Below are 20,149 nucleotides of genomic sequence, written 5' to 3'. Positions count from 1 at the left end.
CTGCTCCCGCACACGCGGTGCGTCCGTCCCGGCTGCCGCGGACGGCCAGGGTCACCGGTGTCTTCGGAGCCCGCCGTGCCGGTGTCATCGCCCGCAACCCTGTTCGGTGCCCGCCGTGCACCGGTACGCTGCGCCGCAATTGCTGAGCATCGCGGAGGCGTGCGGTATGGGGGAGCCGGCATTCGGAGTGCTGGGGGCGCTCAAAGTGCGGGCGGACGGTGAAACCGTCCGCATCGGCGGGCCCAAGCCGCGAGCCGTCCTCGCCACGCTGCTGCTGCAGCCCGGCGGGTTCGTCTCGCTGGACCTGCTGACGGAAGTGCTGTGGCCGGGAGGCGCGCCGCGGTCCGCGGTCGCCAACGTCCGCACCTACGTCCGCACGTTGCGGCAGGCGCTGTCCGAGGCGGGGGTCGTGGCCGACGGGTTCCGGACCGAGGCGTCCGGCTACGCGTTCGACGTCGAGCCCGGCGACCTCGACCTGCTCCTCTTCGAACAGCGGCTGGAGCGTGCCCGCGCCGAACGCGAGGACGGCGACGACGCCGCCGCGCTGCGTGCCTACGAGTCGGCGCTCGGCCTGTGGCGCGGCAGCGTGCTGCAGGACGTGCCGTCGAGCGTGGTGTGGGACCCGGAGATCGCGAGGATCGAGGGGCTGCGGTCGGTCGCCGTCGACGAGTGCCTGGAGGTCCGGCTGCGGCTGGGCGACTACGCCTCCCTCGTCGCCGATCTGCGGTCCCGGCTGGCCGAGGACCCGCTGCGGGAGGACCTGTGGCGGATGGTGGTGCAGGCGCTCCGCGACTCCGGCCGGACCGCCGAGGCCCGGTCCGCGTACGCCGAGGCCGAGCGCATCATCGCGGCGGAGCTGGGGATCGAACCGAGCGCCCCGCTGCGCGCCATGGGGGAGGAGATCAACGGGTACGCCGCCGCGCGCCGCCGCACCGCCGAAGCCGTGCCCGTGTGCCAACTCCCCATGGACGTACCGGACTTCACCGGACGCGCCGACGAGATCGGCCTGCTGGAGCGCTTGCTGTCGGCCGCCGGCCGCCAGCCCGTCGTCGTGGTCGTCTCGGGCCCTCCGGGGTCCGGGAAGTCGACGCTGTCGGTGCACGTGGCGCACCGTGTCCGCGAGTCGTTCCCCGACGGGCAGCTCTTCGTCGACCTGGGAGGGACCAGCGGCCGGCCGCGCGAACCCGGCGACGTGCTGGCGGAGATGCTGCGCGGTCTCGGAGTCATCGACAGCACCATCCCGTCCGAGACGGGCGAGCGGGCGGCGCTGCTGCGCTCGCGTCTGGCGCAGCGGCGTTTCCTCATCGTCCTGGACGACGCCGCCGCCGGCTCGCAGGTCCGCCCCCTGCTGCCCGGCACCGGGGGCTCCGCGGTACTCGTCAGCTCCCGCCGGCGGATGCCGGCGCTGCCGGCGCACCACACGCCGCTGGGGGTGATGGACCGCGACGACGCCCGCGCCCTCTTCGGTGCGGTCGTCGGAGCGGACCGGGTGCGCCTCGGCGGGGACGACGTCGACCGGGTGATCGCCGCCTGCGGTTCGCTGCCGCTGGCCGTGCGGATCGCGGGCGCCCGGCTGGCGAACCGCCCCGGCTGGGCCGTCGGTGCGCTGGCCGACTCCCTGCACGACGAGCGGGGGCGCCTGGACCGGCTCCAGACGGGCGAGATGGAGGTGCGGGCCAGCGCGGAGCTGAGCTACCGGCAGCTCCCCGCCCCCGCCATGAGGATCTTCCGCGCCTTCGGGCAGCTCGCCGACGTCGCCGTGGCGGGCTGGACGGCGGCGGTGGTGACGGGCAGCCCCGACGAGGCGTCCGCAGCCCTGGAGACGCTGCTCGACGAGCATCTGGTCGAACTGGCGGGGACGGACGGCGTCGGACTCCAGCGCTACCGCATGCACGAACTCCTGCGCTGCTACGCCCGGGAGCTTGCCGTGGCGGACGGCCGCGAGGAGCGGAAGCGGCAGCAGCTGCTCGTCACCGACGCGCTGATCGGCCTCGCGCGTACCGCCAACTCCGCGATGCCCAACCGCTTCCTCGGGGTGCTCGGCGAGCCCGCGCCCCTGACCGGGCCGGAGGCCGCGCTGGCGGAGACCGTACGGGCGCGGCCCGTCGAATGGTTCGAGAGCGAACGCCGCCTCCTCGTCGGCGCCGTCGGCGCCGCCGTCCGGCTCGGCGAGACCGGCCGGGCAGCCGACCTCGCGATCGAGATGGCCAGCTTCTTCGACATGCGCGGCTACTACGGCGACTGGCGCAGCACCCACCAGCTCGTCCTCGAGGCGATGCCCGGGCAGTCCTGCGTGCGTGCGGCGGCGCTGCTGCGCAACATCGGCCAGCTCCACCTCTACCAGGACCGGTACGCCGAGGCGCTGGAGTGCTTCGACCGGTCGCGCGCGATCTTCGCGGGGCTCGGGCATCTGCCCGGTGAGGCGGTGGCGGCGGCCGGTGCCGGGTCGGTGCACCGGGTCGTCGACGAACTGGACGCCGCGCTCGACGCGTTCGTCGACGCGCTGCGCGCCTTCGGCCAGGCCGGCGACCGGCACGGCGAGGCGGTGGCCCACAACGCGATCGCCTCGGTGTGGCTGGAGCGCAAGGACCCCGAGGCGGCGGCCGGCTGGCTCGACGGTGCGCTGGAACTCTCCCGCGAGGTCGGTGACATGCACCGCGAGGCGCAGGTGCGCCGCCGGATCGCCGAACTGCACGAGCTGCGCGGCGAACCGGGGGTGGCGCAGGCCGAACTGGAGCGCGCGCTGGGCATCTTCGACGATCTGGCCGACACGCACTGCGCCGCCTACGTGCAGCAGAGCATCGGGGAGCTGTGCCTGCGTCAGGGCAACGCCAGGGAGGCGTCGGCACTGCTGACCGGTGCGCTGGCCGTGCAGCAGCAGCTCGGGGACCGGCGCGCGGAGGCCCGTGTGGCGTGCCTGCTGGGCGAGTTGCACCACGCGACGGGACGGGACCAGACCGCCCGGCGCTACTTCCACCGCTCCCTGTCCACGTGGCGCCGCCTCGACGCGCGCGACCAGGCCGAGCTGGTGGACGCGAAGCTGCGGTCGCTGCGCTGACGGGCGCGGTGGAACCAGGCGCGACGGAACCAGGCGCGACGGAAACAGGCGCGGTGCGGACACGGCTCGCCGGCCGTGCCCGCACCGCCGGCTCCCCGCCTGCCCGCCCCTCCGCGCGTTGCGGCGGCGGGCGGTCAGTCGGCGCGGGACGTCAGCACCCGTTCTTGCTGACCTGGAAACGCGTGGTGAAATCGGGGTACTTGACGCCCTGGACCACGGAGACGACGGTGCTCCCGCCGTGTATCTGCTCGTAGTGCAGGTGCGGCGAGAGCTCGTACTTCGCGGAGGTCTTCCCGACCTTGCCGATGAGCTGGCCGGCCTTGACGGTGGCGCCCTTCTGCACGGCCCGGGTCTTCAGGTGGGCGTAGCGCGTCTGCCAGTCATTGCCGTGGCCGATCACGATCGTGTTGCCGTAGCCGGTGGTCTTGGAGTAGTACGAGTCGAGGACCTTGCCGCCGGCGCTCGCGAGCACCTTGCGGCCCAGGTCGTCGGGGGTGCCTGCGGCGTTGTAGTGGTTCCAGTCGATGGAGTGCCCCGGGCTGTGGCCCTCCCAGTTGGCGCCGCGCCATCTCTGGCCGCACTTGAACGGCATCTTGAAGGCCGGCCGTGCCGCCAGCGTCTCTTCCGAAGAGGTGGTCTCCCCCGCCTGCGCGACGGCGAGCGGAGCCGCGACCACCACGGCGGCGGCCACGCCAACGGCGGCCAGCGTACGGCGCGTTCGCTTCTGCATGTTCTCTCCTTCTCGGCTGGTGACCGGCTGATTGAAGGAGGCGGGCATACAAACCGGATACAACCCCGGGGCCGAGGGGGCCGTGGGGACAGAGCGGAGCCGGGGCCCGGGGCCGCGGCGCGTACGCCTGCCGCGGAGGCGCCGAGGAGAATTGCGCGGCATTGGCTTGAAATCAGGTGCGCCGACGCCGCGACCGGTGGCCGCTTATAGCCTGCGAGGGAAATGGGAATTGCGGCCGCACCCGCTTCGCCGGGGAATCCGCAATTCCGCCAGGGGGGAGTCGAAGGGGTTTTTCATGGTTGAACAGCGTGAAGCGTCGCCGTTGTCGGATCCGGGTATCGTGTCCGACCCCTATCCGGTTTATGCTGATCTCTCGGAGCGCGAACCGGTGCACTGGTGCGAGGAGTTGGACGCCTGGGCCCTGCTGAGACACGCCGACTGCGCCGCAGCGCTCATCGACCCCCGCTTCAAGGCGGAGCGTATGGGAAACGTCCTCGGTGCGAAATACCCGGGCCGGTCGCTGCCGCCCGACAGCATCTACCACCGCTTCACCAAGAACGTCATGATGTACACCGATCCGCCGCTCCACGACGCGCTGAAGAAATCCACGCTTCCGGCATTCACGCGCGCCGCCCACGAGCATTACAGCCGGGTCATCGAGAGCGTGGCGTCCGAACTGGTCGCCTCGGTGCCGAGGGGGACGTCGGAGCTCGACGCCGTTCCCGCGCTCGCCGCCGAGCTGCCCGTACGGGCCGCCGTCCGTGCCTTCGGAGTCCCCGAGGAGGACCTGGAGTTCGTCGTGCCGCGGGTGGACACCGTCATGACGTACTGGTCGGGGCCGCGGGACCAGCCCGTCGGGCTCGACGAGCTGCTGAACGTCCTGGACGGGCTCCACGACTACGCGGAGGAGCTTCTGCTGGGGAGGCGGGGCAGGGTGCTGCCGGAGACGGTCATCGCCCGTCTCGGGGAGAGCGCACCGGACGACGCCGACTGCACGCCGCAGCAGACGGTCCATCAACTGGTGCTGCTGCTCATCGCGTTGTTCGCGCCCACGACCCCGGGCTCCGCGAGCAGCGGCATGCTCGCCTTCGCGTCGAACCCCGCGCAGATCGACCGGTTCCTCTCGGACCCGGCGTGCGCCGGTAACGCGGCCAGTGAAGTGGTCCGCTACAACGCCTCGAACCAGTTCACCTGGCGCGTGGCGTCGAGCGCCGTCGACGTGGGCGGCGTGCGCATCGAGGAGGGGCAGAGCGTCGCGCTGTTCCTGGGGGCGGCCAACAGGGACCCCCGGGTGTTCGAGCGGCCGGACTCCTTCGAACTCGACCGGCCGAACAGCGGCAAGCACCTGTCGTTCGGTGCGGGCCCGCACTCGTGCCTCGGGAAGCAGATCGCCGCCTTCGAACTCAAGTGGTTCTTCACGGCGTTGCTCGCCCGGTACCCGCGGATCAGACTCGCGGGCGAACCCGTCTGGAACCCGAACCTGGAGTTCCGGTCCCTGCGTTCGCTGCCGGTCAGCCTCAACTGACGTTCCGGCCGGGGCTTTCGCGCCGGCGGTGCCGCCGGGCTCACTCCTCGGGCGGCACCGCCTGCTCGGACCAGATCACCTTGCCGTCCCTCGTGTAGCGGGTGCCCCAGCGCTCCGCGAACTGGGCGACGAGGAAGAGGCCGCGCCCGCCCTCGTCGGTCGTGGCCGCGTAGCGCAGATGCGGCGAGGTGCTGCTGGTGTCGGAGACCTCGCAGATCAGGCTGCGGTCGCGCAGCAGGCGGACGCGGATGGGCCCGGTCGCGTAGCGGATGGCGTTGGTGATCAGTTCGCTGAGGATCAGCTCCGTGACGAACGCGACGTCGTCCAGCCCCCATTCGGCGAGCTGCGCGGTGACCTGCCCGCGTACGCCGGCCACCGCTGCGGGGTCGGACGGCACCTCCCACTCGGCGACCCGCCCGGCCTCCAGCACCCGCGTACGGGCGACGAGCAGGGCGATGTCGTCGCTCTGGCGCTCGGGACGCAGGGCGCCGAGGACCGCGTCGCACGTCTCCTCGGCCGACTCCCGCGCCTGGGACAGGGCGTCGCCGAGCTGCCGCAGCCCGGTGTCGATGTCCTGGCCGCGGCGTTCCACGAGGCCGTCGGTGAAGAGGACGAGCCTGCTGCCCTCCGGCAGCCGCAGCTCCGTCGACTCGTACGGGCGGCCGCCGATGCCGAGGGGCAGCCCGGGAGGCACGTCGGGGAACTCCACCGTGCCGTCGGGCCGTACCAGCGCCGGCGGCGGGTGGCCTGCGCTGCCGAGGACGCAGTTGCGCGAGACGGGGTCGTAGATCACGTAGAGGCATGTGGCGCCGGTGACGGTCTCGTCGTCGCCGGCGGTCACCGAGTCCTGGTCGATGCGGACGACCAACTCGTCCAGGTGGACCAGCAGTTCCTCGGGCGGCAGGTCGAGGGCGGAGAAGTTGTGTACGGCGGTGCGCAGCCGCCCCATGGTGGCGGCTGCGTGCAGTCCGTGCCCGACGACGTCGCCCATGACGAGAGCGACGCGGGCGCCGGGCAGCGGGATGACGTCGAACCAGTCGCCGCCGACGCCGGCCTGCGCCGGGAGGTAGCGGGAGGCGACCTCGACCGCGGTCTGCTCGGGAAGCGCCCGCGGCAGCAGGCTCCGTTGCAGGGCGACCGCCATGCCGTGCTCCCGCGTGTAGCGGCGCGCGTTGTCGATGGACACCGCGGCGCGGGCGGCCAGTTCGGCGGCGAGGGAGCGGTCGTCGTCGTCGAAGGGCTCGGGCTTCTCCGACCGCCAGAACGTGACGACGCCCAGCAGGACGCCCCGCGCGCTCAGCGGCGCCGCGATCAGCGAGTGGATGCCGTAGTCGACGACCTGGGCGGCACGCGCGGGGGCGACCGCCTGCCACCCGGGGGAGTCCGCCAGCCGCGGTTCGAGCACGGCCCGGCCGCTGCTGAAGCTGCGGGCCTGCGGCGAGGACGGGACGAAGGTGATGACCGAGTCCACGGGGAAGAGCGGCGGATCGGTGCGGATTCCGCCGAAGGCGGTACGGCGCATCCTCATGCTGCTGCCGCCGGACTCCCCTTCGCCGCCGCGCGGATGCGGCTCGTCCCCCCGGAGGACCAGCTCGTCCAGGTCGACGGTGACGTAGTCGGCGAAGCCCGGGACGGCGACCTGCGCGACCTCCTCGGCGGTACGGACCACGTCGAGGGTGGTGCCGATGCCGCCGCTGGCGTCGTACAGCAGCCGCAGCCGCTTGCGCACCATGTCGACGCGGCGGGAGAGGAGGCGCAGCTCGGTGGAGTCGCGGAACGTGGCGACCCAGCCGGGCGGCCCTCCGCCGCGGTCCGTGGGGCGGCTGTTCACCGACAGCAGCCTGTGCCCGGCGGGCAGCACCTCGTCGGTGGCCATCCGTCCGGAGGCCAGCAGTTCGCTCGTCCGCGGCTCCAGGCCGAGTTCGCCGACGGGGCGGCCCTGCGCTCCGGGCGGCAGGCCGAGCAGCCGGACGGCCTCGTCGTTGGCGAGGAGCAGCCGCCCGTCGCCGTCGATGATGACGACGCCCTCGTGGACCGCGTGGAGGACAGCGTCGTGGTGTTCGTACATGCGGGTCATCTCGAGGGGGCCCAGGCCGTGCGTCTGCCTGCGCAGCCGCCGGCTCACCAGCGCCGTCCCTCCCGTGGCGAGCAGCAGGGTCGCGGCGGCCACGCCGAGCACCAGCGGAAGCTGCCGGTCGACGATGCCGCTGACCTTCTCCACCTTGATCCCCGCCGAGACGAGCCCGACGACGGAGCCGTCCGCGTCGGTCACGGGGACGACCACCTGGACGATCCGCCCGATGGTCCCCTCGACGGTCTCCGAGTGGACCTTCCCGCGGAGCGACGGCCCGATGTCGCCCACGAACTTCTTGCCGATCCTGTTCCTGATCGGGTGGGTGAAGCGGACGCCGTCGGTGTCCGTCACGACGACGAAGTCGACTCCCGATCCCTTCCGGGCCGCTTCGGCACGCGGCTGGAGCAGGGCGGTCGGATCGGGCGAGCGGAGGGCGGAGACCATCCCCGGGGAGTCGGCGAAGCCCTCGGCCACGGCGAGCGACCTCTCGCGGGCGGCCACGGTGCCGTGCGTACGGGCCTGCAGCACCAGCGCACCGACAGCGGCCAGGACGAGCAGCAGGATCACCGCCACCTGCAGGACGAACACCTGCCGGGCGACGCTCCCCTCGCTCAGGGGCGACCACCGGCCCGGCGAGCGGGGACCGGCCGCGTCGTCGCGTGCCGGCGGGGACAGGGACCGGAGACGTCTCAGCGGCCCGGCCATCCCGATCCCTCCACCTGTCCCTCTTCTCCGTCGAAGGTGATCCATCCCTCATGCTGGCTGGCGAAACCGTGCCGGGCCAGTCCTGCGAGGGTGACATCCGCCCCGCCCCGCGGCGTGGCCGGAGCCTGCCTCCGTACATCTCCGGATAAACGCGGCGGTGGGGAGAGATCGTCGCTACCGACCAGTAGCCGGGAGTTCCCCTTCCGGTCATGATGGGACGCGAGCATGCGAAGGGCCCTTCGCCGACCCGGAGTCGGGCCTTCCCAGCCGGTCCTGCGACTCAGGAGCCCCCCATGCATGGACGCAATCGGAGAACGCGCGTCGCGGTCGCCCTCGCCGGGGCGACCGCGGCCGTCGTGACGGCCATGACGGCCGGCGCGGCGCCCGCCACCGCCGACGCCACCGGCCCGGACGGGTCCGCGAAGCCCGTCGTGCAGACGGCGCCCCGCACCGCCGCCGCCGGTGAACGCCAGGGCGACGGCCGCACCGCCGCGGCGGACGTGGACTACGAGACCTGGAAGCGCGACGTCTCCGCCGTCACCGACGAAGCACGCCCGTACCTCGAGGACCGCATCGACAAGGGTTCCGGGGAGAAGATGGCCGTGGTGCTCGACATCGACAACACGTCGCTGGAGACGGGCTTCCACCCCATCTGGGAGTACCCGACGCCTCCCGTCGAGCAGACCCTCGAACTCGCCCGCTACGCCGACTCCCGCGGCGTGGCCGTGTACTTCGTGACCGCACGTCCCGGCATCATCTACTCGCTCACCGAACACAACCTGAAGGAGGCCGGGTTCCCCATCGCCGGCCTGTACGTGCGGGACCTGCCCGACATCTTCGACGAGGTCAGCAAGTACAAGACCGCGAAGCGGGCGGAGATCGAGGCCAAAGGCTTCACGATCATCGCCAACATCGGGAACACCCCCACCGACATGGTGGGCGGCCACGCCGAGAAGACATTCAAACTCCCGGACTACGACGGCGAGTTGAGCTGACGTCAGGTACCACCACGCGCGCCTGCCTCGTCGGGCCCCTGCGCCTGTTCACCGGCATGTCTCCGGTGACGCGCAGGGGCCCGTCCTGCTTCCGGGTTCTGCTTCGTGCGGCGTGCTTCCCGCACTCCTGCGACGTGCTCTCCCCCAAGTGCTGTCCGGGGCGCGCTTCTTGTGACGCGCTGCTCGTCACGCCCTGCCGGTGACGCCCTGCCGGTGGTGCCCTGTCGGTGACGCCCTGCCGGGAGAGCGCACGGTGTCCCTCCCTCCCGGCGGCTGCCGTCGGGGCGTGTCAGAAGGCGAAGAGGCTCCGGCCGGACTTGTTCAGCATGCAGGAGTTGGAGAAGGCGTGCTCCCAGGAGACCCGCTTGCCCTCCCACACGCCGTCAGCGGTGACGACGACCGGGTCCCAGATCCTGGTGCACACCGGCCCTGCCGCGTCGCTCCCGACAAGCTTCTGCAACTCCCCGCCCACGGACCGGACTTCGTCGCACGCCGCCGCGCCGGCGGGGTGGGTGCCGCTCGCCGAGGGAGCGCAGTTCAGCACGGCGGCGCGCTGGACTCCCGCGCTCGCCGCGTCCGTGCCCTTGCCGACCGTCAGTACGAGGGCGGAGGGGGAGTACAGGCTCTTCGCTCCGGCGGAGTCGGCGTGTGCGACACCGCTCCCGGCGCTCGCCAGGCAGCCGACGGCGAGGGCGGCGGAGGCTCCCAGAGCTTTGACGCTGAACCGCATTTCGAACACTCCTTGGGTCGGTTCCACGAATATCGGACGGCTGGACTCTTGCGCATGTTGTGCGCGGACGCACATCGGACGATCACTTTCCGGTCGCCGGGTGCGTTCCTGCCGTGGGCCGGCTGGTGATCGGGGCAGTTCAGAGGGGGTGCGAGGGGCATCCGGGACATGTCCTTCATGTGAGGGGAATACGGGTCGTTCAACTGAAAACGACCTTCTGAGCTGCGGCCGACGCTCCGAGGTGCGTCTCCGGGGCGTCGCGGAACGTCGCATCTCGGCTGGAAAGCACTGCTTCCGGGTGGTTCTTCCTCGGCAGGTTGACGCCGCCCCGGGTGCCGGGCCGTGCCGGTCTGCCTGCCGGGCACCGCCCTCCTGTGTGCCGGGCGCCGCCGTTCCGTGGTGGCCGGCCGGTGCCGAAAACGAGTGGGAGCGGGCGGCGGGAGCGCTTACTCTCCCGTTCACGACGACCAGGAAGAGGGCGGAGCGGACATGTCCGAGGAACCGGGTGTCTTCGAGGTGCGGCTGGGGATCTGTGCGACCCGGGAGCAGGCCGAAGAGGTCAAGGAGCGCATCGTCAGGATGCTCTGCCCGGATCCCGGCCACCCGCCGCCCTGCCCGATCCCGTGGTCGGTGATGCTCAGCGAGGGCCCCGAACTGGAGGAGGACGGGCTCTACGACGACCTGCTGGAGCAGGCCCGTATCGAGCGGCCTGGGACCGGGCGGGAGTAGCGGGTCCGCGTCCGCGCCGGGTCTCCCGCGGGCTCGCGCGCCGCTCCAACGTGGTTCTCCCAGGGCGCAGTTGTGCCGTTTCGCGCCCCGACGGCCGCCAAATCGCGTCGCTGCGCAGGCCCGTCGGCAGCTCACCGGTCATGTCCGCCCTGACGGGGGTTCCTTGAGTGTCCGTAAATCGGCTGACCCGTATGGACGTGCGACGAATCCGCGAGTACCGTCCTCGCGTTCGGTCGTAAGGGCTTGCGGTTCGAGCCCGAGGTATCGCGACGGTGCTTCCCGCGGGTGTCCCCGAAGGGGCACGCGTCGCCCCCCACAGAGGAGATACTTGTCATGACCACGATCTTCCGAAGACTGGCCGGTGCCGCCGCCGTCGTCTTCGCCCTGGTCTTCGCCTTCCCCGTGTCGGCCAGTGCCGCCGAGGCGGGAGACGCGGCCCGCCCGGCCGCCGCCCAGGCCCTGCAGCTCTCGGCCGACCCGACGCCGTCGGAGGGCTTCAAGACCGGGGACCTCACCGACGCTCCGGCGCCGGACGTCAAGGAGCGCGACGCCCGGGTCCCGGCCTGGAGCTACCACATCACCGCCTCGTGCGCGGGCTACGAGGGCGCGATACGCCAGGGCGCCAACTTCTGGGGCAGCGGCACCGAGACCTCCGGCAGCGGAACGCCCGTCGAGTGCACCGGCGGCTACATCGAGGGCTGTGGCGGCGGCGGCAACGTCGTCGGATGCAACTGGGGACAGGGGCAGCGGATCATGCTGTCCACCATCGTGAGCGACTTCGGTCTGCTCGCGGCCCACGAGTTCGGCCACAACTGGTACGGGCACTCCGACCCGGGCTGTGCGAACTGGGCCAGCGCGTACGAGGTCATGCGACCGACCATGTGCTGACCGTCCGATCACGGAGCGGGCCGGACGCGCGTCACGCGGGTCCGGCCCGCTCTGCCTGTGCCGGCGGGCCCGCGGGACCGCCCGCGGGTCGGCCCGGGTGCGCCGTCACGCGCGGAAGCCGCCTGCTCCAGGCCGCTCCGCGCATGGCATTCTTGTCCGTCACGCACATTTCGCGCCGGGGGGTGCCGTATGGATGCGCGAGCCACGTCGTCCGCGGGCGGCGAGGAGAGACCGCGGAGTCCGGGGGAGGAGCCGCGGACCACCGGGGAGGAGCCGGAGGGTTCCGGTGAGGCACCGCGGCGGGAGCCCGGGCAGGGGTCGCGGCAGGAGCCCGACGGGAACAAGCGCTACCTGCGCATCCTCTTCGCCGTCTACGCGGTGCTGCTGACGATCGCGTTCTGCGTGGCCGTGTGGGCTCAGCGCGTCGAACACGACTTCGCGGCGGCCGTGACGGCGCTGGGTGCCGTCTTCCTGCTCGTGCCGACGGTCGAGGTCGCCGCCAAGAGGGACGAGCGGCACGACACGACGCAGCACAGGCTGGAGTTCCTCAAGGCGCTGACGACGGCGGTGCTGGTGGCGGGCCTCGTGTGGTTCACCCTCGCGGCGCTTCCCGAGGACGTCACCCGCAGCACGGAGCTGAAGGGCGGTCAGGGGCTCCGGCCGGGCGGCACGGCGCAGTTGACGGTGGACGCGAAGCCGCGCGGACACGACGAACTGAGCGTCACCCTGGCGGCCCGCGACGAGACGGCGGGCGCGACCTCGTGCCTCCCCGGCAGCCGGCTGGAGTTCGGCGGGGAGGACCTCGCGCAGCCGGTCACCGTCCGGCTGGCGGGCGAGGTGACGGCGGTCCTCCCGCTGGACGCGGCCGGGCCGGGTGTCGCCGTCGACGTCACCCTTCTCGCCGGCGACGGCTGCCAGTTGACGCTCACCGGCAAGCAGACCCGCTACAAGTGACCAGAAGGAGCTTCCCGATGTCCGCTGCCTCCCGACGTCTGCCCGCCGTGCTCTTATGCCTCGCGGCGCTCGCCACGGTCTCGGCCGCCTGCGACGGAGGCGGGTCCGGCGGAGCATCCGGTGGCCCCGGCGAGACGCCTTCCCAGTCGGCGTCCTCCATCTTCGACAAGCCCTCGGTGACGGTCGCGGTGAAGAAGGGGCAGCCGGGGTTCAACACCCGCAGCGGCGAGGAGTACGAGTACGCGGGCTTCGAGACGGACCTGCTGAACGCGCTCGCCGACGACGTCGGGTTCAAGAAGTACACCCACGACATCCCCTCCCTGCGGCGCGAGGACATCCTGCTGGACCAGGGAGCCGACCTGGTCATCGCCACGTACACCATCACCGACGCCCGGGACGAGAAGATCGACTTCACGGCCCCGTACATGAAGACCTATCAGGGCATCCTCGTCCAGAAGGGCGACTCGGAGATCGTGAAGCTGAAGGACGTCGACGGCAAGCGCGTGTGCAGCGCCTCCGGTTCGACGTCCGACCCCGGCAGCGTCGAGGGGGAGCAGGCGCAGAAGTCCATCAGGGAGACGCTCGGCCAGAACGTGAAGCCCGGGTTCCGCAAGGACTACAAGACGTGCGTCAAGGAGCTGGCCGACGGCAACTTCGACGCCGTCTGGACGGACCGGCTCGTGCTGGAGGGCTTCGCGCACCAGAAGCCCTACGAGGACGATGTGAAGGTCGTCGAGGACATCAAGATCGACAAGCAGCAGTACTACGGGATCGGGATCCGCGAGAAGCACGGCGCCGACTGCCGCAGGCTGAACCGCTCCCTGAAGAAGTTCCTCGACACGCGCTGGCGGATGACGTTCCAGCAGCACTTCCCGGACCTCGCCGAGGGGGACTTCGAGCAGAGGTACAAGCCGTCCGACTCCGAGTTCGAGAACTACAGGGCGACCTCCTGCGGCGCGAAGTGACGCGCGGAGCAAGAAGTGACGCGGAGCAGGGGGCGCGGCCGGGGGAGGCCCCGTGACGTGCGAGACCGCGCGGCGGCTCCAGCTCCGCTCTCCGGGCCGTGCCGCAGGCGACGAGGCCGGCCTGAGCAGCGAACCTTCCGGGGTGCCGAGGTGGCGCCCGCCGGCCTGGGTATGCAGGTGATGGTTCGGGTCGACAGGGAGGGACGGACCGGCATGGACGGTGGGTACTGGATCTACGCGGCTCTCGTGCTCGTCACCGTGCCGCCGATGGTGCCCAACTCCGCTCTGCTGGCAGGTGCCGGTGCCATGGCCGGCTCCGGCGGCGGGCTCAGCCTTCCGCTGCTGTTATGCGTGCCCCTGGTGGCTGCGACGCTCGGAGATCTCGCCGTCTTCTCACTGGGGCGCAAGGCGCGGCGCCCCGCGATGGCGTGGCTCTCCCGTGACTCGCGACGCCTGACGGCGATGGAGCGGCTGTCCGGGCCGCTGCAGCGGTACGGCGTGCCGTCGGTGATCGCCGTGCGGTTCGTTCCGGCCGGGCGCGGTCTGGGAGCGCTGACGGCCGGCCTGGTCGGCTTCCCCGTCCGCAGCTTCCTGCTGGGGGCGGCCATCGCGGAAGCGATCTTCGTCTCCTGCACCGTGGGACTGGGTTACGCGGGGGGCCGCCTGGTGACGGACGGTCCGGCGCCCTTCTTCATCGGCCCCGCGGTGTCGCTGCTCGTCGCGGGGGCGTTTCTGACGGCGCAGCGGATACGCGGCCGCCAGGTCGACAGCCGTGCGCCGTAGGGACACCCGCCTCTTCCTCCCCCTCCCTCAACTCCGTCGCACCGCCGATGGATTGAGAGCGACAGCTCCCGGTGGCTCCTCATCTTCGCCAGCCCCCGCACGCCTCTCCTCAGGCCCGCACATGCCCCTCTCCCGGGTTCCTCGCGGGCGCTCGGCGTGGGCCCCTCCCCGGCGGTCTCGGCCCCTGCTTCCGGTAGGTGGTAAGGGCACTGGTTTTCGCGTTGTCCGCTTCTCCCGTTTTCGGGAGGATCAAAGTGACATTTCGTCCCGCCGCTGAAGTTTCCCTTTTTCGAGTCCGAAACAGAGTCTTGCGCGGACCGTGGCGACGAACGAATATTCCCCCCAGCGCTTGTCAGGGACACGGCGGACTTGCTCCGTCGTGCCGCTGACCGCGCGCGCTCGGGCTCGAAGAAGAGCCCTCCGTTCTCCTACTGGAGGAAATCAGTGAGGATCACGCGCACTACCCCCCATCGCACTCTTGCGAGACGCGTGCGGCTCATAGCAGTAACGTCCGGCCTCGCCGCTGCGGCAGCACTCGCCCTCCCGGCGAGCGGTGCCTCGGCCGCCGAGCCGGCACCCTCGACGTACAGTGCCGCCGCGCTCCAGGACGCGTCCGACGCTCTGCGCACCGCCCACGTCGGCGGTGCCGCCTGGTACACGGACACGAAGACCGACAAGGTCGTCGTCACCGTCGACAGCACGGTCTCCAAGGCCGACCTCGCGAAGATCAAGAAGGAGGCCGGCAAGAACGCCGGTGCCCTCGAGATCAACCGCACCAAGGGCAAGTTCACCAAGTACATCGCCGGTGGCGAGGCCATCACGACGGGCGGCGCACGCTGCTCGCTCGGCTTCAACGTGCAGGACAGCTCCGGCACCAAGTACGCCCTGACGGCCGGCCACTGCACCAACATCGGCAGCTCCTGGTCGATCGGCACCACGGTCGGCAGCAGCTTCCCGGGCAACGACTACGGTCTGATCCAGCACTCCGACCCGGGTGCCGCCGACGGCCGCGTCTCCCTGTACAACGGCTCCTACCAGGAGATCACCGGTGCCGGGGACGCCTCGGTCGGCCAGTCCGTCCAGCGCAGCGGCAGCACCACCGGGCTGCACGGCGGTTCCGTCACCGGCCTCAACGCCACCGTGGACTACGGTCCTGACGGCATCGTCGAGGGCATGATCCAGACCAACGTCTGCGCCGAGCCCGGCGACAGCGGCGGCGCCCTGTTCTCCGGCAGCACCGCTCTCGGCCTCACCTCCGGCGGCAGCGGCAACTGCTCCTCCGGCGGCGTGACGTTCTTCCAGCCCGTCCCCGAGGCGCTTGCCGCCTACGGTGTGAGCATCATCTGAGCCCAGCGCTCTCCGTGATGTGAAGAGCCGGCCTGCGCACCCCCTCCGAGGGGCGCGCAGGCCGGCGTCTTGCGCTCGGCGCACTCCCCGGACCGCCCCGCCGGCCGCCGTCTCGGCCTGGCGAGCCGTCCCCGCAGATCGAACAGTCCGGTGACGTGCCGCTCCGATGACGGCGCTGCTCACACTCCGCGTCCTACGGTCGTCCTGACGCGCAGCCAGGCGGTCGAGCAGGCGGAGGGACACGGGCATGGGCAGCAGCGAGCGAAGCGGGAGTTCCCGGCCCGCACCGGGACGGCGCGACCCCGCCCGGCACGACCCGGGGCGACCCGCCCGGCGCGATCCCGGGCAAGGAGACGGCGAGGGAACCCCGCCCGGAGCGGGCCGCGTTCCCCCCGGCCCCTCGCGTCCCGGGTTCTGGCGCAGCCCGCTGCGCGGACCGTGGCTGACGTCCGTCCTCGGGGCCGTGCTGCTCGCCGGCGTCACGGCGCTCATCGTGACGGGGCTGCTCTCGTACGCGGCGTACAACCCCGGGCTGGGCACGCCGAACGACAAGACGCCGGACAAGGGATGGCTGGGCTTCTACCTCTTCGACTGGCCCACGGACCCGCACTGGCTCTACCGCCTCACGCAGGGCGTGCACGTGACGCTCGGAGTGGCGCTCGTGCCGGTACTCCTCGCGAAGCTGTGGTCGGTGATCCCCAAGCTGTTCGCCTGGCCGCCGCTGCGGTCCCTCAGCCATGCGCTGGAGCGCGTCTCGCTGCTGCTGCTCGTGGGCGGCGCCCTCTTCGAGTTCGCGACCGGACTCCTCAACGCGCAGCTGCACTACATCTTCCCCGGCTCCTTCTACCCCCTGCACTTCTACGGCGCGTGGATCTTCATCGGCGCCTTCGTGGTCCACGTCGCCTTCCGCATCCCCCTCGCGTGGCGGACGCTGCGCAGCGGCCGGCTCCGCGCGGAGCTGCGCACCCCCCTCTCCCGGACGGAACCCGAACCACCGGACGAGACCGGCCTCGTCACACCCCGCCCGGCGCCCCCGACGATCTCGCGGCGGGGCTCACTCGGCCTCGTGGGCGCCGGGTCGCTTGCGCTCCTGGCCGTGACGGCCGGGCAGAGCATCGGCGGCCCGCTCCGCGAGACAGCGCTCCTCGCACCCCACAACCGCGATCCCGGCCCGGGACCCAACGGGTTCCAGATCAACAAGACCGCCGCCGCCGTGGGCATCCGTGCCCGCGACATCTCGGACCGGTGGCGGCTGACCGTCCGCTTCGGCGACCGCGAAGCGGTGCTCAGCCGGGCGGAGTTGCTGGAGCTCCCGCAGCACACCGCCGCGCTGCCCATCGCCTGCGTCGAAGGCTGGTCCACGGAGGACCAGCAGTGGAGCGGTCCGCGCCTGACGACTCTCGCCGCGCTGGTCGGGCTGCGGGAGCGTCCGCCGGGCGTCCTCGCCGAGTCGATGCAGCGCCGCGGCTCCTTCCGCTCCGCCGCGCTGCGCGAGAACCAGGTGCGCGATCCGCGGTCGCTGCTGGCCCTGCGGGTCAACGGGGCCGACCTGTCGACGGACCACGGCTATCCGGCGCGGATCATCGTCCCCGCCAACCCCGGCGTGCACAACACCAAATGGGTCACCAGGCTGACGTTCGGGGCGGCCTCGTGAGCGCGCGGAGCACCCGCGGCGCGGGTTCACGCTACGGCGCCTCCCCTCTCCATCTGCTCCTCGTGCTCGCGTCCTTCGCGCTCACCGGGTACGCCGGCGTCCGCCTGCTGCAGGGCGACGTCCTCGGCATCGTCGTGTGGTTCGCCGGCTCGGCCCTGCTGCACGACCTGCTCCTGCTGCCGCTGTACACCGCCGCCGACCGCGCTCTGCAGGCGCTGGCACGGCGCCGCCACGCCCGGCGGGGCCCGCACGCAGCCGACGGGCGGCACGCAGGCGACGAGCGCCACGCAGCCGACGAGCGGGGGCGGGCCGACCACGGGCGGGGGCAGGTCAACTACGTGCGCGTGCCCGCGTTCGTCTCGCTGGTGCTGCTGCTCGTCTGGTATCCGCTCGTCCTCGGGCGCGTGCACCACTACACCGCCTACACGGGGCTCGACGCAGGCGTCTTCTGGGGACGCTGGCTGCTCATCACCGCTGCCCTCTTCGTGCTCTCCGCGCTGTGCCTGGCCGTACGGACGCTGCGTCCACGCCGCCGACGGGCGGGCTCCGGGACGGCGTAGCACCGCTCGGGTGGCCCGGCCCGGGTTCAGCCGCGCCGGACGATTGCGAATCCCCGTGCCGGGACGGTCACCCGGGTCGGTCCGCCGTTGTCCGCGCTCTGTTCGACGGGGCGCGCGCGGTCGTCGTACAGGTCGACGGCGACGGGGCCTTCTCCCGGCAGGGACACCTCGACGGTGTGCGCACGCTCGTCCGCGTTGTCCAGCAGCGCCAGCGACTTCTCCGGCCCGCTCAGCACGAGCCGCGACACGACCGGCCGCACGAGGAGCGCGTCCACCCGCAGCGTCCCCTTCTCCACTCCCTCGGCGCGGGCCAGCAGCCGCTCGCCCGCGCGCACGGCCGCGGGCAGCGGGACGGGTGTCAGCGCTCCCGCTGCGGCGCTGATCCCCTGCGGGCCGCCGGTGCCGTGGTCGATCCGGCCGAGCGTCTCCGAGCCGGCGCTCCAGACGGTGACTCCGGCCTCCGGCCGGTCGACGAGGTCGACGACGGGGGAGACGAGCAGGGGCAGCTCTCCCCCGGGCAGCCGCCAGGAGAGCCCGCCCCCGTCCGGCAGCCGCACGTACGCGTCGCCGCTGTACTGCGATTCGCCGGTCCAGGGGGAGTCGGGACGTACGACCTCCGCCGAGCCGGAGGGCTCCGCCTTCTCCGCCTCCAGGACACGCAGCCCGTCGCGCTCGGCGACGCGGTCGTAGCCGGACGGCGCGAGGTGCACGCCGCGCTGTGCGAGGGCGTCCAGGGCGAGCATGGACAGCTGGCCGTGGATCGTGGACTCCGCCCCGGAGTTGCGGTTGATCTTCCCGTCCGGGCCGATGCCGTCGAAGGTGACACCCGTCTTCGGGTCGTAGACCGCCTCGCCCGCCCGGTTCGCGCCGAAGTACCAGGCCGCGGTCAGGGCGGCGAGCGGGTACAGGCCGGGCCGCCGCGCGTGCTCGGCGACCGAGAGGAGCGCCTGGAGGCGGGAGTCGACGCCGTAGGCGATCTGATTGCGGTCCGTGGGTGCCGGCAGCCACCCGTTGTCGCAGCCGCCCGCCGTCAGCAACTCCGGTGTGAATCCGGCCGCGTCGTCGAGGGCCGCGTCCAGCAACCGCGGGCGCCCGAGCGCACCGGCGGCCTCGGCCACGGCAGTGGGCATCTGCGCGCCCCACGCGTGCCACTGCGAAACGGACGTCGCGGTGGGCAGCATCGCGCCGTAGGGCCACTGTCCTGCGGAGCCCGTCCCCAGAGCGGCGATGCCCTCGGCCAGCCGGGCCGCGGCACGCCTCGCCCGCCGTCCGCCCCCGGCCCGCACGTACGCGGTGAGCCCGAGGACCGCCTCCGAACTGGCGTCCGCCCCATGGGTGATCAGCCAGCCGGGCACGCGTCGGCCGTCGGCCGTCTCCCACGTTCCGTACCGCGAGAGGACGTCACGCTCCAGGGCGTCCAGGGCGAGTTCGAGGCGGGCCCGCAGGAAGGCGGCGAACGGCGGCTCCGCATGCCGGAAGAAGGCGTAGCCCTCGCCGAGCGCCCACAGGAAGCGGGCCAGCCAGTAGGACGGGCCCGAGTCGGAGGGGTCGGGGGTCTCGGGAGGCAGGGCGCTGCGGTTCAGGGTCCCGTCGGCCTGCTGCCACAGCACGACGTTCCCGGCGTGCTCGCCCCGCGTGGTCTGCAAGTAGCAGAGCCCGCGCAGGAGTTCGCGGGCGGAGCGGGCACCGCGGCCGGCCCCGGTGAGAGTGTGGTGCCGCAGGTGGACGACGGCCGCGCGGGCCATGTCGTCGGCGTTGTAGGCGCCTTGCTCGTAGTGGCCGGTGTCCGGGTCGAGAGCGCCGCCGCCTATGCGGCGGTACGTGCCGTCCGGCCGGCGGTAGGCGTACGTCCACAGAGCGCCCAGCGCGGGCTCCTCGCGCAGCCGGTACGTGTCGTGCCCGGGGATCCGCCGCGGACGCACCGTGTCGCCCAGGAACTCGAGATGGGCGAGGTTGGCCAGCCGCCCGCGACTTCCGGCAGGCGCCCCGGTGCTGCTCGCGGCCGGCTCCCCGGTGCTGCTCGCGGCCGCGGCGGGTGCACCGAGTCCGACCGCGAGCGGTACGGCTGCTCCCAGGGTGAGGACGCTTCGGCGGGGGAGTGGCATGGCGGGCTCTCACCTTCGGTTCGGATCGGTTCGAAGCAGCGGGAGCTGCGGGCTCGGGAGGCACGCACCCTGCCCGTTTAAATCGGTTTAGACAAGCCTTCGCGCGTGGCGGTGCAACTCCTCGCGCGCGGCCGGCAGTCCGGAAGGGCAGGTCACGCAGGCATGTTCCGGGGCGTAGGGGACACGAACACCAGAGTGACCCGGGAACGTCCGCCCGGCGTCACGGGTACGCGATGACGGCTCGCCCGGGAGGCGCGAGCCGGGTCAGGAGGTGCGGCGGTGACCACGGCCGACGAGCGCGAACGCGGTGGTACAGGGGAGGGCGGGGCGGCGGGCGGTTCCGGCGA

Annotated in this window: 15 protein-coding genes; 11 read left to right on the top strand and 4 right to left on the bottom strand. The window is 72.3% G+C overall.

Annotated features, from left to right (window positions below):
- The first annotated feature begins 166 nt into the window (after nt 1-166).
- On the top strand, nt 167-3,058 hold the full coding sequence (locus tag H181DRAFT_RS21090; protein ID WP_045866145.1) for an AfsR/SARP family transcriptional regulator: 2,892 nt from the start codon (nt 167-169) through the stop codon (nt 3,056-3,058).
- A 151-nt stretch (nt 3,059-3,209) separates the two neighbouring features.
- Here the strand turns inward: H181DRAFT_RS21090 and H181DRAFT_RS21085 are convergent, their stop codons facing one another.
- Nucleotides 3,210-3,788, bottom strand: a complete 579-nt coding sequence (locus tag H181DRAFT_RS21085; RefSeq protein ID WP_045866144.1) for a M23 family metallopeptidase — start codon at nt 3,786-3,788, stop codon at nt 3,210-3,212.
- Between the two features lie 295 nt (nt 3,789-4,083).
- On the opposite strand from H181DRAFT_RS21085, the gene txtE reads away from it, so the two are divergent.
- Nucleotides 4,084-5,313: a 4-nitrotryptophan synthase gene (txtE, locus tag H181DRAFT_RS21080; protein WP_045866143.1), complete on the top strand. Its 1,230-nt coding sequence runs from the start codon at nt 4,084-4,086 to the stop codon at nt 5,311-5,313.
- A gap of 40 nt (nt 5,314-5,353) precedes the next feature.
- Here the strand turns inward: txtE and H181DRAFT_RS21075 are convergent, their stop codons facing one another.
- Nucleotides 5,354-8,092 (bottom strand): SpoIIE family protein phosphatase, encoded by a 2,739-nt coding sequence (locus tag H181DRAFT_RS21075; protein ID WP_078895892.1) that lies wholly within the window; start codon nt 8,090-8,092, stop codon nt 5,354-5,356.
- A 293-nt stretch (nt 8,093-8,385) separates the two neighbouring features.
- Between H181DRAFT_RS21075 and H181DRAFT_RS21070 the strand changes: the two genes are divergently transcribed.
- Entirely contained in the window at nt 8,386-9,087 is a 702-nt protein-coding gene (locus H181DRAFT_RS21070; protein ID WP_045866142.1) for an HAD family acid phosphatase, read from the top strand.
- Nucleotides 9,088-9,376: 289 nt separating this feature from the next.
- Here H181DRAFT_RS21070 and H181DRAFT_RS21065 read toward each other — a convergent pair whose 3' ends face one another.
- The gene (locus tag H181DRAFT_RS21065) at nt 9,377-9,817 is read right to left on the bottom strand and encodes a subtilase-type protease inhibitor (protein ID WP_045866141.1); all 441 of its coding nucleotides are present in this window, start codon (nt 9,815-9,817) and stop codon (nt 9,377-9,379) included.
- Nucleotides 9,818-10,306: 489 nt separating this feature from the next.
- On the opposite strand from H181DRAFT_RS21065, the gene H181DRAFT_RS21060 reads away from it, so the two are divergent.
- From H181DRAFT_RS21060 to H181DRAFT_RS21025, 8 genes are all read left to right on the top strand, one after another.
- Nucleotides 10,307-10,546, top strand: coding sequence for a hypothetical protein (locus H181DRAFT_RS21060; protein ID WP_045866140.1), 240 nt, complete (start codon nt 10,307-10,309; stop codon nt 10,544-10,546).
- A 333-nt stretch (nt 10,547-10,879) separates the two neighbouring features.
- On the top strand, nt 10,880-11,434 hold the full coding sequence (locus H181DRAFT_RS21055) for a hypothetical protein (RefSeq protein WP_045866139.1): 555 nt from the start codon (nt 10,880-10,882) through the stop codon (nt 11,432-11,434).
- Nucleotides 11,435-11,623: 189 nt separating this feature from the next.
- On the top strand, nt 11,624-12,388 hold the full coding sequence (locus H181DRAFT_RS21050; protein ID WP_052708676.1) for a hypothetical protein: 765 nt from the start codon (nt 11,624-11,626) through the stop codon (nt 12,386-12,388).
- 17 nt (nt 12,389-12,405) lie between these two features.
- Entirely contained in the window at nt 12,406-13,353 is a 948-nt protein-coding gene (locus tag H181DRAFT_RS21045) for a transporter substrate-binding domain-containing protein (protein ID WP_052708675.1), read from the top strand.
- A gap of 213 nt (nt 13,354-13,566) precedes the next feature.
- Entirely contained in the window at nt 13,567-14,136 is a 570-nt protein-coding gene (locus tag H181DRAFT_RS21040; protein ID WP_158715459.1) for a DedA family protein, read from the top strand.
- A 450-nt stretch (nt 14,137-14,586) separates the two neighbouring features.
- Nucleotides 14,587-15,483, top strand: coding sequence for a S1 family peptidase (locus tag H181DRAFT_RS21035; protein ID WP_107068820.1), 897 nt, complete (start codon nt 14,587-14,589; stop codon nt 15,481-15,483).
- Between the two features lie 247 nt (nt 15,484-15,730).
- Nucleotides 15,731-17,137 (top strand): molybdopterin-dependent oxidoreductase, encoded by a 1,407-nt coding sequence (locus tag H181DRAFT_RS21030; RefSeq protein WP_078895890.1) that lies wholly within the window; start codon nt 15,731-15,733, stop codon nt 17,135-17,137.
- Entirely contained in the window at nt 17,101-17,697 is a 597-nt protein-coding gene (locus H181DRAFT_RS21025) for a hypothetical protein (protein WP_254666930.1), read from the top strand. The genes H181DRAFT_RS21030 and H181DRAFT_RS21025 overlap by 37 nt, the downstream gene beginning before the upstream one ends.
- A gap of 26 nt (nt 17,698-17,723) precedes the next feature.
- On the opposite strand, the gene H181DRAFT_RS21020 is transcribed toward H181DRAFT_RS21025, so the two are convergent.
- A complete protein-coding gene (locus tag H181DRAFT_RS21020; RefSeq protein ID WP_045866134.1) occupies nt 17,724-19,802 on the bottom strand; it encodes a hypothetical protein in 2,079 nt (692 codons plus the stop codon).
- Nucleotides 19,803-20,149 lie beyond the last annotated feature (347 nt).

The sequence above is a fragment of the Streptomyces sp. WMMB 714 genome (genome assembly GCF_900090125.1).
GTDB lineage: Bacteria > Actinomycetota > Actinomycetes > Streptomycetales > Streptomycetaceae > Streptomyces > Streptomyces daqingensis.
Note: the sequence above shows the minus strand (reverse complement) of the source record. Positions and strands in the feature narration are given on the sequence as shown.

Coding starts and splice junctions, on each gene's coding strand:
- H181DRAFT_RS21090 (WP_045866145.1), top strand. CDS start 167: ATGGGGGAGCCGGCATTCGGAGTGCTGGGGGCGCTCAAAGTGCGGGCG.
- H181DRAFT_RS21085 (WP_045866144.1), bottom strand. CDS start 3,788: ATGCAGAAGCGAACGCGCCGTACGCTGGCCGCCGTTGGCGTGGCCGCC.
- txtE (WP_045866143.1), top strand. CDS start 4,084: ATGGTTGAACAGCGTGAAGCGTCGCCGTTGTCGGATCCGGGTATCGTG.
- H181DRAFT_RS21075 (WP_078895892.1), bottom strand. CDS start 8,092: ATGGCCGGGCCGCTGAGACGTCTCCGGTCCCTGTCCCCGCCGGCACGC.
- H181DRAFT_RS21070 (WP_045866142.1), top strand. CDS start 8,386: ATGCATGGACGCAATCGGAGAACGCGCGTCGCGGTCGCCCTCGCCGGG.
- H181DRAFT_RS21065 (WP_045866141.1), bottom strand. CDS start 9,817: ATGCGGTTCAGCGTCAAAGCTCTGGGAGCCTCCGCCGCCCTCGCCGTC.
- H181DRAFT_RS21060 (WP_045866140.1), top strand. CDS start 10,307: ATGTCCGAGGAACCGGGTGTCTTCGAGGTGCGGCTGGGGATCTGTGCG.
- H181DRAFT_RS21055 (WP_045866139.1), top strand. CDS start 10,880: ATGACCACGATCTTCCGAAGACTGGCCGGTGCCGCCGCCGTCGTCTTC.
- H181DRAFT_RS21050 (WP_052708676.1), top strand. CDS start 11,624: ATGGATGCGCGAGCCACGTCGTCCGCGGGCGGCGAGGAGAGACCGCGG.
- H181DRAFT_RS21045 (WP_052708675.1), top strand. CDS start 12,406: ATGTCCGCTGCCTCCCGACGTCTGCCCGCCGTGCTCTTATGCCTCGCG.
- H181DRAFT_RS21040 (WP_158715459.1), top strand. CDS start 13,567: ATGGACGGTGGGTACTGGATCTACGCGGCTCTCGTGCTCGTCACCGTG.
- H181DRAFT_RS21030 (WP_078895890.1), top strand. CDS start 15,731: ATGGGCAGCAGCGAGCGAAGCGGGAGTTCCCGGCCCGCACCGGGACGG.
- H181DRAFT_RS21025 (WP_254666930.1), top strand. CDS start 17,101: ATGGGTCACCAGGCTGACGTTCGGGGCGGCCTCGTGAGCGCGCGGAGC.
- H181DRAFT_RS21020 (WP_045866134.1), bottom strand. CDS start 19,802: ATGCCACTCCCCCGCCGAAGCGTCCTCACCCTGGGAGCAGCCGTACCG.